Raw genomic sequence first — 13,497 nt, forward strand, 5'->3', positions numbered from 1 at the left:
GGCCGTGATACGGCCAACGCCACGCTTTTGCGCATCACGGCTGGCAGACCTCGCTCCCGCGCTCCGACGTGCTCTTGGTCACCTGCCAAACCCCTTTGGAGTTCTTCCGGAGCCGGTCGTTGTAGAAGACGTACGAGTCCTTCGTTGCCTTCGTGACGTTCGTCTTCTTCGTCTTGCGGTCCTTCGTGTAGCCCTTGGACTCGTCGGCGCAGTAAGTGAGCCCGGCCGAACCGTCCTTGCCGAAGACGACCTTGCGGTTGAAGTAGCGCACCGTGCCGGTCACCGTCGTGCCGTCCTTGATGAATCCGCTGACCCACTCCACCGTTCCGAGCAGAGCCGAGTCCTTGCTGTAGAAGACGATGGCCTCGGACTTGGGGTCCTGCTTCTCGATCGCCTCGTCAATTGCACGGAGGTACTCCGCGTTGTCACGCAGCACCGCGTCCGTCTTGGCGTCGCCTGTGGTCTCGGGTGTGAAGACGAGTTCGTCGCCCTCCGGCAGGGTGACCTTGGGCCGCTCGACCCCATCGGACGAGGCCGAGGCCGACGGAGACTTCTTCGCGCCGTCTCCCGAATCGGCGCCCGCAATCTTGTCGTTGTCCTTCGTCCCTCCATCGCCGCCTCCACAGGCGGAGAGCGAAAGGGCAGCGACCGCGGTCATGGCGGCCGCTGCGAGCAGGGCGGGTCGGCGGTTCACGGTCAGCTCCTGGTGAGACGAGAGTTCGCTGGGGTGAACCAAAACTATCCATGCGGGAGAGGCGAGGTCACGTCGAGGTCAGCCCAGGTGCGTGTCCCCCAGTGACACCAACAGGCGGCGCAGCGCCCAGTCGAGGGCCTCGCGGTCGGCGGGGGTGAGGGCGGCCAGCATGCGCTGTTCGTTGGCGATGTGGGCGACGACCGCGCGGTCGATCAGGTCGAGGCCCGCCTCCGTGAGGCGGACGCGGATGGCCCGGCGGTCGGCGGGGTCCTGGCGGCGTTCGATGAGGCCCTTGCGCTCCAACTTGTCCAGGCGGTTGGTGATGGCGCCCGACGTCACCATCGCCGTCTTGAGCAGGCCGCCCGCGGTCAGTTCGTGCGGCGCGCCGACCCGTCGCAGCGTGGCGAGGACGTCGAACTCCGCGAACTCCAGGCCGTACTCGGCGAAGACCGTCTTCATGCCCTTGCTCAGCAGTTGCTCCGCGCGCTTGATGCGGCCCACCAGGGCCATCGCGTCCAGGCCCGCGAGGTCCAGGTCGGGGCGCTCACGGCGCCACTGGGCGCGCAGCGCGTCGATGGCGTCCGCGCGGGGCTCGTCGGCGCTGCCCCCACGGGGCTCTTCCGGTGTCTCTTGCTCGGCCATGACTCGGCATCGCTCCAAATCTCTCAACGTTCAGATACTTGACGTTCGCAGATCGAGGCTCCATATTTATCTCAACGTTGAGAATAACAGCGTTCAGGGGAAGAGCGAGGGGAAGCGCCATGTCCGCCAGCAAGAGCACCGCAGAGCAGCACCCGTCCGGAGAGCAGCGTTCCGGGCAGGACCTGCCCACCAAGGACCTGCCCACCAAGGACCTGCCCGCCAGCGCCCCCTCCCCCCGGAGGTCCGCGAAGGCCGCGGCCGGCATCGCCGCGCTGGCCGCCATCGGCCCGGCGACGTGGGGCACGACCTACGTCACCACGACCGAACTGCTCCCCCCGGACCGCCCGTTGCTCGCCGCGGCCCTGCGCGCCCTGCCCGCCGGGCTGATCCTGCTCGCGCTCACCCGGCGGCTGCCGCGCGGTGACTGGTGGTGGAAGGCGGCCGTGCTCGGCCTGCTGAACTTCGGGGCGTTCTTCCCGCTCCTCTTCTTCGGCGCCTACCGCCTGCCCGGCGGCGTCGCCTCGACGATCAGCGCGGTCATGCCGCTGCTGGTGGCGGGCTTCGGGATCGGCGTACTGAAGGTGCGGCCCACCCGGCGTACGTTGATCGCGGGCCTCGTCGGCGTCGTGGGCGTGGGCCTGCTGGTCCTGCGCGGCAGCGCGGCGGTCGACGCCACCGGGCTCGCGGCGATGCTGGCGGCCACGACGCTGATGGCCCTCGCGGTGGTGCTCAGCAAGCGGTGGGGCCGCCCCGAGGGAGTCTCCCTGCTCACGCTCACCGGCTGGCAACTGACCGCGGGCGGCCTGGTCCTGGCCCCCATCGCCCTCACCGCCGAGGGCCTGCCGGACCACCTCACGGGCGCCAACCTCGCCGGTTACGCCTACCTCGGCATCATCGGCACGGCCATCGCGTACGCCCTGTGGTTCCGCGGCATCGAGCGCCTCCCCGCCTCCTCGGTCTCCTTCCTCGGCCTGACCAACCCGGTCGTCGCCACACTGGCGGGCCTGCTGCTCCTGGGCCAGACGCTGACCCCCTGGCAACTGGGCGGCCTGGCCCTGGTCCTCACCAGCGTCCTCCTGGGCCAAAGCCGCCGCGCGTAACCACAGTCCCCCAGACGCCGCACCGACCCCACCGAACCCAGGAGCCCACCATGCGCATCACCGTCTTCGGAGCAGCCGGAACCGCCGGAAGCCGCATCGTCACGGAGGCCCTGTCCCGCGGCCACGAGGTCACCGCGGTGGTCCGCGACGCCGCCCGCTTCACCGAGCTGCACCCCGACGCCACGCACCGCACGGGCGACGCGGGACGCCCCGACCACGTGGCCGAGTTGGCCGCCGGACAGGACGCCGTGGTGAACGCGACGAGACCGGCCCCGGGCCGCGAGAGCGACCACGCGGCCATCACCGCAGCCATGCTGACGGGCCTCGCCCGCACCCCCGGCGTACGCCTCCTGGTGATCGGCGGCGCGGGCAGCCTGACGGTCCCCGGCACCGAGGGAACCCTCGCGATCGACGACCCCCGTTACGTCCCCCCGGCCTGGCGCCACATAGCCGAGGCCTCCAACGCCCAGTACGACGCGCTCCGCACGGCGACCACGGACGTGGACTGGACCTACCTGAGCCCCTCCGCGCTCCTCGAACCCGGCACCCGCACGGGCACGTTCCGCCTGGGCGGGGACGAGCTTTTGGTGGACGCGGAGGGCGGCTCATCCCTCTCGATGGAGGACTTGGCGGTGGCCCTCCTGGACGAAGCGGAGAACCCGAAGCACCCCCGCTCCCGCTTCACGGCCGGGTACTGAGGGCGCACCACCCGGCGGACGTCCACAGGACGCCCCGCCCGACGGACGTACCGCTACTTCGCGGGGAACTTCCACACGGCCGGCTCGGCCTCGCTGTCCTCGGGGGCCCAGCGCACCTCAAGCTCCTTGGCGCCGACCGGAACCAGGTAGGTCTGGCAGATCACGTGGCTCTCGCCCTTCTTCCAGCCCTCCAGCTCCAGCTCGTCCTCGCAGCCCGCCGCGTCCTCGGAGGCGCCGATCAGGAGGCCGCCGCGGGCGCCGTCGGCGTAGATCTCCGCGCCGTCGCCCACGTCCGGGACGTCCGCGAGCGGGGCGCCCGCCTTGTGCGTGTACTTCACGTGCGCGACGGCGGCGACCAGGCCCTTGGCCCGCTTCGCGTCCGAGACCAGCTTCTTCGTCTCGGCCTCCGTGCCCAGGTCGACCTTCTGCGCGGCGACGTCGTACGTGACGGTGGCGTCGCCCTCCTTGACCTTCCCCGTGGTGCTCTCACCGGCCGACAGCGCGGAGGGCGCCTCCGGCTTGGCCTGGGAGTTGGCGGCGTCGGCCTTCGGCTTCTCCTCCGACTTCTTGTCGTCCCCGCCGCCGCAGGCGGTCAGCGCGAGGGCGAGTACGGCGACGGGCGCGGCGAGGCGCAGCCCGGTCTTCTTGCAGAGCAAAGTGATCTCCTGGCTGTGAGGGACCTGCCGCTCAGCGCGGGGTCGGCCCCCGTGAGCAGCAGGAAGAGCCGCCAGCTTAGGAGTTGGCCGCGTGAAGGGTCGAGATCATTGCGGCCTCCCACCCGGCCCTTGGTTGCTCGCGCAACCCCTTGGCGCTTGGTGACTTGCCGCCACCGCCCGCCGCAACGCCCGCCTTTGCGCGCGTATTTCACCGGATTACGGTCACCAACTCGCGCGTGCCGGTCACACAACGCCCTGACCCGGTCACGAAATCCTTCACGATCACTTCACTTCAGGAGTGATCACTGGGCGGCACCGGCGGAGGAGTCCGCGGGCGGCTGTTGAGGCGGCGAGGGGGGCTCCACGGGGGGCTCGCCGACCCCGGGGCCCGCCTGCCGCTCGGGCGGGGCCGACGGCGGGGTGACCGGTACCACGGGGCCGTACGCCGGGGCCGTCGCGCCCTCCTTCGGAGCCTGGCCCGGGCCGCCGCCGTCCGCGGGGCCCGAACCGGGTCCGGGCTCGCCGCCCTCGCCAGGCGGTGCCGCACGAGGTGAGCCGTCCTCGTCCTCCCGGCCTGACGCACCGAGCCCACCCCTCTCACCGGGCTCGGGCCCCTCCTCGGCGTCCTCCCCGCCCTCCCGCGACCGAGCCGCGGCGGACGAGGAGGCGGACGGGTCAGCGGAGACGGCAGGCTCGGCCAGTTCGTTCGGGCGGCCGGACGCGTCCACGGGAGCCACCTGCCCGTCACCCTTTCCGCCCTCGACGCCACCCTCGCTGCCGTCCTCGCCGCCCGCAGGCCCCTGCACCGGCAGCCAAGGCGCATGCGTGCTGCCCGAGAACAGCGTGCCGACGATGACCAGCGCGTAGACCGCGCAGGCGATACCGACGATCATGCCTATCCGGCGGTACTTCCGACCACGCCATCCCGTCTCGTCGACGAAGGCGGGCCCGTCGGCCTCACCGCCCCCACCGTCCGGGCCGCCCACCCCGCCCGCTCCCAAGCCCGAGCCGAAGCCCGAGCCGAAGTCGGGGCCGGTCGGCAGATCCGCCAGCGTCCGGCCCAGGCCATCGATCTGAACGGTGACCTCGTTCGGATCATGGGTGTGTCCCGGCAACGCGTCTTCTCGCCACGATTCCATGCGTACGCAGACCCCCACCTCGTGGAATTCGGGTGCGCGTACGACCCCGGGCCCCTTGCCGTCGGACCGGACGCCACCCGATCCGAGCGCCACCCGATCCGAGCGCCGCCCGTACCACGTCCCGCCCGGGCGACGAATGTAGCGCTCGAAGGGGCAGGAGCGGTTATCAGTCAGATCTGACTCATCATGATGAGTGCATCTGCGGCCGGAACCCACCCATCCACGGGCTTCTCCAGCCATCCTTCGGCGGTGGCAAGCTCCGCGGCAGCGGCCCGTACCGCCGTCACTCCCGGATGAACCAGACCTTTTCGCCACACGAGCGAGACGGGTGAGAGCGGTACGGGATCGACCAGCGGCCGCAGTACGGCACCCGGCATGGCCGGAAAGTCCACCACGACCAGGGCCGGGTTGCGCTTCTTCGCCATGATCCGCCCGAACTCCTCGGGCCCCACGGCCAGCGGCGCGGGCGGTGCGACGCCGATGCCACGCCCCTCGAAGAGCCGGTGCGCGAGGTCGGTCCACTCCAGCGTCCTGGGGTTGCCCGCCCCGGCGTACACGGTCTCCCCCGCGAGCGCGGCCAGCGGCACGGCGTCCAGCTCGGCCAGCGGGTGGTCGCACGGCAGCAGTACCGCCATCGGCTCGTACCGCACGGGCTGCTGGGCGAGCGCGGACCGCAGGGCGGGGTCGAGCCCGGCGTACCGCCCGAAGGACATGTCGAGCCGCCCGGCGACCATCTCGGCGGCGGCGCCCGTGAGGCCGCTCTCGAAGCGGGCCATCAGCTCGCACTCCGGGGCGAGTGCGCGGGCCCGTTCGAGGATCCGCCCGAAGACGAGCCCGGGGCTGTTCAGGTCGACGAGCAGCGGCCGCGCGGCCCCCGCGAACGCGGCGACCAGCTCGTCCTGCGCCGCGAGGACCCGACGCGCGTACGGAAGGAGCCGCTCGCCGTCGGCGGTGAGCGCGACCTGCCGTGTCGTACGCGAGAACAGCTCGGCGCCCAACTCCCTCTCCAGGCGCCGCACATCCCGGCTCAGCGCCTGCTGTGCCACGTACAGGCGGGCGGCCGCCCGGGTGAAGTGCAGCTCTTCGGAGACGGCGACGAACGCGCGCAGCAGGCGCGGGTCGATGTCGGGCTCTGCGGTCACCGAGCGAACCTACAACGTGGATGCGTGAATCGGCACCGAGAAGGTGTTGGACCCCATCCACCCGGCGCGGCGAGCCTGTCCGCATGCCCAGCGACATACCCCGGCCCACGTCCCCCGAAGGCCCCCGCAACCCCTACGCCCGCCTCTTCGCCCTCCCCGGCGCCACCGCCTTCACCCTCGGCAACCTCATCGCCCGCCTCCCCATGGGCATGTTCAGCGTGAGCGCCGTCATCATGATCTCCGGCGCCCGGGGGTCGTACGCCCTGGCCGGGGCCGTCACCGCGACCGGCCTCGCCGCGACCGCCGTCGTGGCGCCCTGGACCGCGCGGCTCATCGACCGCCACGGGCAGGCCCGCGTCGCCGTGCCCGCCACCGCGATCGCCGCGCTCGGCTCGCTCTCCCTGCTGCTCTGCGTGCGCTGCGGAGCACCCGACTGGACCCTCTTCGCGTCATACGCCGCCACAGCCACGACCCCGAACACCGGCGGCATGTCCCGTGCCCGCTGGGCCCACCTCCTCAAGGGCGACGCCCCGGCCCTGCACACGGCGAACTCCTTCGAACAGGCCGCCGACGAGCTCTGTTTCATGCTCGGCCCGGTCCTCGCCGCCTTCCTCTGCGGCGCTCTCTTCCCCCAGGCGGGCACCCTGGTCGGCGTGGTCCTGCTGCTGACCGGCGTACTGATCTTCGCCGCCCAGCGGGCGACGGAACCCCCGCCCCAGGGACGTACAAGAGACGCCACAGAAGCCAGATCACCCCTCCGCGCGCGTGGGATGCCCGCTCTGCTCGTCGTCTTCCTCGCCACCGGGGCCGTCTTCGGCTCCCTGGAAGTCGTCACGCTCGCCTACGCCGACGAGCGGGGGCACAAGGCCGCGGCGGGCGCCATACTCGCCCTTCAGGCCGCCGGGTCCTGTGTGGCGGGCCTCGTCTACGGAGCCGCGAAGCCGCGCGGCCCGCTCGTGCGCCGCCACCTCCTGTGCGGCGCGGCGATGGCCGCCCTGATGACGCTGCCGCTGCTCGCGGTGACCGTCACGGGCTCGCTGATCGCCCTCTCCGTGGCGCTGCTCATCGCGGGCATGGCGACGGCGCCCACGATGGTCACCGGTATGACGCTCGTCCAGCACCGCACCCCCGAGGGGCGGCTGAACGAGGGCATGACCCTCGCCGTGACCGGCCTCCTCGGGGGCATCGCGTGCGGCGCGGCGGGCGGCGGCTGGGCGGTGGAGCGCCTGGGCCCCGCCGCGGGCTACTGGGTGCCGGTCGCCGCCGCCTGCCTCGCCCTGCTGCTCAGCAGCGCGCAGGCTTGCGCCACGAGCACTCCACTTCGCCGTCCCGCTCGCTCGCCCCGCGTGTCGAGCGGGGCATGACCGGCACGGCCTGCTCCCGCGTGGACGAGGCGAGGGTCACCACGATCGCGTCCTCCAGCGCCTTCACCGAGGGGGCCAGATGGTTGTTCAGGATGATGCTGAACACCAGCTCGCGCCCGCTCTTGTCCTTCACATAGCCGGACAGCGCGGACGCTCCCGTCAACGTCCCCGTCTTGGCCCGGACGTTGAGGGCCGCCGGGGTCCCGCACATCCGCGAACGCAGCGTGCCGCCCGCGAACTTGCCCGGGGCGCACGCCACCGGCAGCGACGCGTACCAGTCGGCGAACCACGGTTCCGCCTTCGCCGACCGCAGCAGCTTGACGTACTGGTCCGCGGCCGCGTTGTCCTTGCGCGAGAGCCCGGAGCCGTCGACCTGGCGCAGCTTGCCCGGGTCGACGCCCGCGGTCTTCAGATAGCCGTGGATCGCGGCGATGCCGTCACCCCAACTCCCCGGCCTGCCCGTCGCCTTGTGGCCCATGGCCTTGGTCAGCGACTCGGCGTGCATGTTGTTGGAGAGCTTCATGAACGGGACAAGGAGGTCCTTGAGCGGCATGGAGTCGTGCGAGGCGAGCCGCCGCGCGTCCTTGGGGGTGGCGACCCCCGTCCTGGTGGGCCCGCTCACCTTCACGCCGTGCGCGGCGAGCGCGTCCCGGAAGACGGCCGCCGCGTACCCGGTCGGCTCCCAGACGGTGACCCACTCCTTGGTGACGGCCCCGCCCGCCGGGACCGTACCGCTGACGGTGATGGTGTTCTCGCCGTGCCGCCGCTCCACGGCGAGGGTGTCGGCGCCGCCCGGGGCGACGGTGGTGGCACGCAGGTCGATGTCCACGTACTCGGTCTTCGGCGTCACGGTGACGCGCGGCTTGTCCCCGGCCGTGGCGCCGGGCGCGACCTCGACGACGACCGTGCCGGTGTCGTAGTCCTTGTCGGGCGCGACACTCAGGGCGCTGATCTGCGCCGCGTAGTACGCGGACTCGTCGTCGGCGCTCCAGGTGTCGCCGTTGCGCCGGTCGTCGAAGCGGGTGTCGTCGGCGATCAGCCGTCCCGAGACCCTGCGCACTCCGGAGCCGGCGATCTCGGCGGCGAGCCGGTCGTAGTCCTCGGCGAGCGTCGTCGGGTCCCCGGTGCCGCGCAGATACAGGTCGCCGTGGAGGACGCGGCCCCGCCGCGCACCGTCGGCGAGCACGTCGGTGGTGAACCGGTGGTCGGGCCCCAGCAGCTCCAGGGCGGCGGCCGAGGTGAGCATCTTGGTGTTGGAGGCGGGCATGAGGCGCCCGCTGGACCGGTGCTGGTAGAGGACGTCACCGGACGCGGCGTCGGCGACGACCACACTGGCCACGCCGCCCTCCATACGGGGGTCGCCGAGGATGGTGTCGATGGCTTCCGGCAGGCCGGACCGGTCGGAGTCCGCACCGGCCGGGGAGCCGGCGGAGAGAGTGGCCGCCGCTACGGCGAGCACGGCGGGCCAGATCCAGTGGCGCATACGGTGGTTGACGCGTCTCACGGGTCTACTCATGACCCCGGAGGATAAACCCGGGGGAGAGACAGAAGAAGCCCCCTGGCCGGGGGCCAGAGGGCTTCAACCTCACATGGGAATTGTGGAGATGGCGGGAATCGAACCCGCGTCCAACGGTGCAGAATCAGGGCTTCTCCGAGCGCAGTTCGCTGCGATTTTCTCGGCCCCGGAGATCTCGCGAACAAGTCTCCGACGGGCCCAGTCACTGTTTGATTTCCCGTCGCACCCCGTGACCGGGTGCGGCGGTTTAGTTCCCTAGATTATGCCAGGGTCCGGGTCGGGAACACCCCCGGGCTGACACCCATTTAGGGTCCTTCAGTCACTGCTTATTAGGCAGCGAGGGCGAAGGACTGGGAATCGCTCTTGGAATTGGCGATTATTTGTTGCGACATATGGTTTACGAGATCATTGTCGCTTCCTCGGCTCGCTTCCCCTGCTTCGACATCCGCTGTCGAAACCGATCATCCCCATGTTGTTTTTTCAATGCGGGCCCCTGCTGGGCGGGGACCCGGTGCCCCTGCTGTGAGGAGCACGACCCATCGTACGTGACCAACGCCCGACGGTGCCAGCCTATTCCTGGCAACCCGGCTTCCAGGGCGCCCGGCCGGAGGCTAGGCGATCCCCTGCCGCCGCCGCACCGCCGAGATCGCGCGGTTGGTCTCGCGCGTGTCCTGCTTCTCCCGTAGCGTCTGCCGCTTGTCGTACTCCTTCTTGCCCTTCGCCAGCGCGATCTCGACCTTGACCCGGCTGTCCTTGAAGTACAGCGACAGGGGCACGATCGTGTGACCCGTCTCCTGCGACTTGGACAGCAGCTTGTCGATCTCCGCGCGGTGCAGCAGGAGCTTGCGCTTGCGCGTGGCGGAGTGGTTGGTCCAGGTGCCCTGGACGTACTCCGGCACGTGGATGTTGTGCAGCCACGCCTCGCCACCGTCGATGTGCACGAAGCCGTCCACCAGGGAGGCCCTGCCGAGCCGGAGCGACTTGACCTCGGTGCCCATCAGCACCAGGCCGCACTCGTAGGTGTCCAGGATGTGGTAGTCGTGCCGCGCCTTCTTGTTCTGCGCGATCATCTTGCGCGCGGGGGCCTTCTCGTTGGCCTTCGCGGCCTTGCGCTTTACCTTTTCCTTAGCCATAGTGCGGCCATTTTCGCACTACGAGGGGGGTCCGAGGCCAGTCAATACCGTCTCGGCCCGCGCCTCGGCCCCGTCCTCGACCTCCAGGTCCGGGGTGATGCCCCGCCCGTCCACCGCCCGCCCCGACGGGGTGCGGTAGTGGCCGACGGTCAGCTCGGCGACGGAGCCGTCCGGAAGGCGGCTCGGCATCTGGACCGCGCCCTTGCCGAAGGTCCGCGAGCCCACCACCACCGCGCGGCCGCGATCCTGGAGCGCCCCCGTGAGCAGCTCGGCGGCGCTCATCGTGCCGCCGTCGACGAGCGCGACCACCGGCCTTTCGGTGTCGCCGCCCCGCCGGGCGTGCAGGGCCTTCTGTACGCCCCGTACGTCATACGTCGCCACGAGACCGCCGTCGACCAGCGCGGACGAGGCGGTGACCGCCTCCGAGACCAGCCCTCCGGAGTTCCCGCGCAGGTCGAGCAGGATCCCGGCGCCCTCGGGGGCCTCGCGCACCGCGGTCCGCACGGCCTCTCCGGAGCCCTTGGTGAACGCGGCGACCTTGATCAGCGTCGCGCCGCCGGGCAGCCGGGAGACGGTGACGGAGTCCGTGGAGAGGCGGGCCCTGCGCAGCGTCTCGCTCCACGCGCGCGTGGAGCGCTTGAGGCCGAGGCGCACCGGGGTGCCGGCGCGGTCGCCGCGCAGCAGGGCGACGACCTCCGTGACGGGGCGGCCGGTGACGCGCTCGCCGTCGATGGAGCGCAGCCGGTCGCCCTCGCGGATCCCCGCGCGGTCGGCGGGCCCGTCCTTCTGGACCCGGGAGACCTCGATACGTCCGTCGGCGCCGCGCCGGGCCCACAGCCCGACGCCCGTATAGGCGCCGTCGAGGGCCTGCTCGAACTCCTCGTACTCCCCGCGTGAGTACACCGACCCCCAGCGGTCCCCGCTGCGGCTGACGGCTTCCTCGGCGGCCTTCTTGGCGTTCTTGCCGTCGGCCATGGCGTCGGCGGCGGCGTCCGCGGCCTCCTCGGCGGTGTCGGCGCCGCCTCTCAGCGGGGCCGAGGCGTCCGAACGTACCGAAGGAGGAGGTGTTTTCCGGCCGTCGTCGGCCGCCTCGCTCCAGGAGCCGGTGGCGGCCCCGGTGGCGAGGACGCTCGCGAAGACCAATGTCAGCGTCGCCCCGCGGCGGATGCGGCGGGGCACTGAGCACCGATCGGCGAACCGGTCGAGACCTGACATGACGGTGAGTCTAGGACAACGGAAGGCGCCGTACGGCGGGTTGAACCGTACGGCGCCCTGGAACGACGAGGGTACTTGTCACACCTTGAGGTACTTGCGCAACGCGAAGAACGCGGCAAGCGCGGGCATCAGAAGGCCGATCGCGAGCACCAGCGGGAGCTTCGCCAGGACGGCGTCCCAGCCGATGAAGTTGATGAGGTTGATCTTCTCGGCGAGCGCGAGACCGTGGTCGATCATGAAGTAGCGGCCGACGAGCAGCATCGCGCAGGCGACGGCGCCGCCGATGAGTCCGGCGACGGCGGCCTCCATGATGAACGGCATCTGGATGTAGAAGCTGGAGGCGCCGACCAGCCGCATGATGCCGGTTTCCCGTCTGCGGCTGAACGCCGAGACGCGCACGGTGTTGACGATCAGCATCAGCGCGACGACGAGCATCAGCGCCATCACCGCGAGCGCCGCCCAGTTCATGCCGTTGAGGAGCCCGAAGAGGTTGTCCAGATAGCCCTTCTGGTCCTGCACCGACTGCACGCCGTCGCGGCCCGAGAAGGCGGTCGCGACGACCTGGTACTTCTCCGGGTCCTTCAGCTTGATGCGGTACGACTCCTGCATCTGGTCCGGTGTGAGGGAGCTGGAGAGCGGGGAGTCGCCGAACTGCTCCTTGTAGTGCTTGTACGCCTCGTCCGCCGTCTCGTGCGTGACCTTGTCCACGACCGGCATCTTCTTCAGATCGCCGAGGATCTGGTCCTTCTGCTCGTTCGTGACGGCGCCCTTGGCGCACTTGGGGTCCTGCTCGGCGTCAGCCTTGTTGCACAGGAAGATCGAGACGTTGACCTTGTCGTACCAGTAGCCCTTCATCGTGCTCACCTGGTCACGCATGAGCAGCGAGCCGCCGAAGAGGGCGAGCGAGAGCGCTACGGAGACGATGACCGCGAAGGTCATCGTGAGATTGCGACGGAGACCGACGCCGATCTCCGACAGGACGAACTGGGCGCGCATGGCGGCCTTTCAGTGGATCAGGTGAATCAGACGTACGAGCGAGACGGGGGGCGTCTCAGTGCTGGTAGCCGTAGACGCCGCGCGACTGGTCGCGCACGAGACGGCCCTTCTCCAGCTCGATGACCCGCTTGCGCATCTGGTCCACGATCTGCTGGTCGTGGGTGGCCATCACGACGGTGGTGCCGGTGCGGTTGATCCGGTCGAGCAGTTTCATGATGCCGACGGAGGTCTGCGGGTCGAGGTTGCCGGTCGGCTCGTCGGCGATGAGGAGCTTGGGGCGGTTGACGAACGCGCGCGCGATCGCCACTCGTTGCTGCTCACCACCGGAGAGTTCACCCGGCATCCGGTCCTCTTTGCCGCCGAGGCCCACGAGATCGAGGACCTGGGGCACGGACTTGCGGATCTCGCCGCGGGACTTGCCGATGACCTCCTGCGCGAAGGCCACGTTCTCACCGACGGTCTTGTTGGGCAGGAGGCGGAAGTCCTGGAAGACGGTGCCCAACTGGCGGCGCATGTGCGGCACCTTGAAGTTGGACAGGCGCGCGAGGTCCTTGCCGAGGACGTGCACCTGGCCGTGGCTGGTGCGCTCCTCGCGCAGCACGAGCCGCAGGAAAGTGGACTTTCCGGAGCCGGAGGACCCCACAAGGAAGACGAACTCGCCCTTCTCGATCTCCAGGGAGACATCCCTGAGGGCGGGGCGGGTCTGCTTGGGGTAGGCCTTGGAGACGTTGTCGAAACGGATCACGGATGCACCACGGGTTGCCGGGGGTAGGTGTGCGTGACCCTACGCGAAGCCGGTGCGCGAGCGCAGTCGGCGTCCGGAGTTGCGCGATTTGTCCACGGAAGTGCCCGGGTGCGGAACGTGCCGGAACCGGCGGGGGACGGCGGGCCGCGCCGAAACCCGCGGAAGCTGGCACAGTGGTAAGGGGAACGATTGGATTCCCCGTAGCGTTGGGCAGGCTGAGACTGTGCGGGAGGAGAAGCGCATGACCCTGGATCGGTTGGTATGCGCGAACTGCGCAGCGCCCGTGAGTGAAGGCCGCTGCCCCGTGTGCCGGGCCAATCGCGAGCGCATACAGCAGGAAGGGCCCTTCGCGGGCCTCAATCCCGCGGCACTGATAGCGCTGCTCGTGGTGCTGATCGCGGCGGTCGCGCTGCTGGCGCGTTCCGCGTAGGCGTCGCGCAGGCACGTCGCGTAGGCA

General features: G+C 70.6%; 14 protein-coding genes and 1 other RNA gene. 4 read left to right on the forward strand and 11 right to left on the reverse strand.

Going from position 1 to position 13,497, the window contains the following annotated elements:
- Positions 1 to 34: 34 nt before the first annotated feature.
- Positions 35 to 694 (reverse strand): hypothetical protein, encoded by a 660-nt coding sequence (locus DMA15_RS13965; protein ID WP_240659788.1) that lies wholly within the window; start codon positions 692 to 694, stop codon positions 35 to 37.
- Between the two features lie 78 nt (positions 695 to 772).
- The gene (locus DMA15_RS13970; protein ID WP_125513077.1) at positions 773 to 1,336 is read right to left on the reverse strand and encodes a MarR family transcriptional regulator; all 564 of its coding nucleotides are present in this window, start codon (positions 1,334 to 1,336) and stop codon (positions 773 to 775) included.
- Positions 1,337 to 1,455: 119 nt separating this feature from the next.
- Here DMA15_RS13970 and DMA15_RS13975 point away from each other — a divergent pair, with 119 nt between their 5' ends.
- Together DMA15_RS13975 and DMA15_RS13980 are read left to right on the forward strand one after the other, a co-directional pair.
- A complete protein-coding gene (locus tag DMA15_RS13975; protein ID WP_125513078.1) occupies positions 1,456 to 2,436 on the forward strand; it encodes an EamA family transporter in 981 nt (326 codons plus the stop codon).
- Positions 2,437 to 2,486: 50 nt separating this feature from the next.
- The gene (locus tag DMA15_RS13980; protein WP_125513079.1) at positions 2,487 to 3,134 is read left to right on the forward strand and encodes an NAD(P)H-binding protein; all 648 of its coding nucleotides are present in this window, start codon (positions 2,487 to 2,489) and stop codon (positions 3,132 to 3,134) included.
- A 53-nt stretch (positions 3,135 to 3,187) separates the two neighbouring features.
- On the opposite strand, the gene DMA15_RS13985 is transcribed toward DMA15_RS13980, so the two are convergent.
- The 3 genes from DMA15_RS13985 to DMA15_RS13995 form a co-directional block, all read right to left on the reverse strand.
- Entirely contained in the window at positions 3,188 to 3,790 is a 603-nt protein-coding gene (locus DMA15_RS13985; protein ID WP_125513080.1) for a hypothetical protein, read from the reverse strand.
- A 302-nt stretch (positions 3,791 to 4,092) separates the two neighbouring features.
- Complete coding sequence (locus DMA15_RS13990; RefSeq protein ID WP_125513081.1) at positions 4,093 to 4,905, reverse strand: hypothetical protein; 813 nt, start codon at positions 4,903 to 4,905, stop codon at positions 4,093 to 4,095.
- Positions 4,906 to 5,099: 194 nt separating this feature from the next.
- Positions 5,100 to 6,071, reverse strand: coding sequence for a LysR family transcriptional regulator (locus DMA15_RS13995; protein ID WP_125513082.1), 972 nt, complete (start codon positions 6,069 to 6,071; stop codon positions 5,100 to 5,102).
- Positions 6,072 to 6,154: 83 nt separating this feature from the next.
- Here DMA15_RS13995 and DMA15_RS14000 point away from each other — a divergent pair, with 83 nt between their 5' ends.
- Complete coding sequence (locus DMA15_RS14000; RefSeq protein ID WP_240659789.1) at positions 6,155 to 7,435, forward strand: MFS transporter; 1,281 nt, start codon at positions 6,155 to 6,157, stop codon at positions 7,433 to 7,435.
- On the opposite strand, the gene dacB is transcribed toward DMA15_RS14000, so the two are convergent.
- The 6 genes from dacB to ftsE all read right to left on the reverse strand — a co-directional run bounded on the left by dacB (position 7,356) and on the right by ftsE (position 13,040).
- On the reverse strand, positions 7,356 to 8,918 hold the full coding sequence (gene dacB / locus DMA15_RS14005; RefSeq protein ID WP_125517762.1) for a D-alanyl-D-alanine carboxypeptidase/D-alanyl-D-alanine-endopeptidase: 1,563 nt from the start codon (positions 8,916 to 8,918) through the stop codon (positions 7,356 to 7,358). The two genes, DMA15_RS14000 and dacB, sit on opposite strands and share 80 nt — an antisense overlap.
- 113 nt (positions 8,919 to 9,031) lie before the next feature.
- Positions 9,032 to 9,420: a transfer-messenger RNA gene (ssrA, locus tag DMA15_RS14010) on the reverse strand.
- Positions 9,421 to 9,562: 142 nt separating this feature from the next.
- The gene (gene smpB, locus DMA15_RS14015; protein WP_125513084.1) at positions 9,563 to 10,084 is read right to left on the reverse strand and encodes an SsrA-binding protein SmpB; all 522 of its coding nucleotides are present in this window, start codon (positions 10,082 to 10,084) and stop codon (positions 9,563 to 9,565) included.
- An 18-nt stretch (positions 10,085 to 10,102) separates the two neighbouring features.
- Complete coding sequence (locus DMA15_RS14020; RefSeq protein WP_206302729.1) at positions 10,103 to 11,299, reverse strand: S41 family peptidase; 1,197 nt, start codon at positions 11,297 to 11,299, stop codon at positions 10,103 to 10,105.
- A 78-nt stretch (positions 11,300 to 11,377) separates the two neighbouring features.
- A complete protein-coding gene (ftsX, locus tag DMA15_RS14025; RefSeq protein WP_125513085.1) occupies positions 11,378 to 12,295 on the reverse strand; it encodes a permease-like cell division protein FtsX in 918 nt (305 codons plus the stop codon).
- A gap of 55 nt (positions 12,296 to 12,350) precedes the next feature.
- Entirely contained in the window at positions 12,351 to 13,040 is a 690-nt protein-coding gene (ftsE, locus tag DMA15_RS14030) for a cell division ATP-binding protein FtsE (RefSeq protein WP_030788113.1), read from the reverse strand.
- Between the two features lie 241 nt (positions 13,041 to 13,281).
- On the opposite strand from ftsE, the gene DMA15_RS14035 reads away from it, so the two are divergent.
- The gene (locus tag DMA15_RS14035) at positions 13,282 to 13,470 is read left to right on the forward strand and encodes a hypothetical protein (protein ID WP_125513086.1); all 189 of its coding nucleotides are present in this window, start codon (positions 13,282 to 13,284) and stop codon (positions 13,468 to 13,470) included.
- Positions 13,471 to 13,497: the final 27 nt, after the last annotated feature.

Source organism: Streptomyces sp. WAC 01529 (assembly GCF_003945545.1).
GTDB classification, from domain to species: Bacteria; Actinomycetota; Actinomycetes; order Streptomycetales; family Streptomycetaceae; genus Streptomyces; species Streptomyces anatolicus.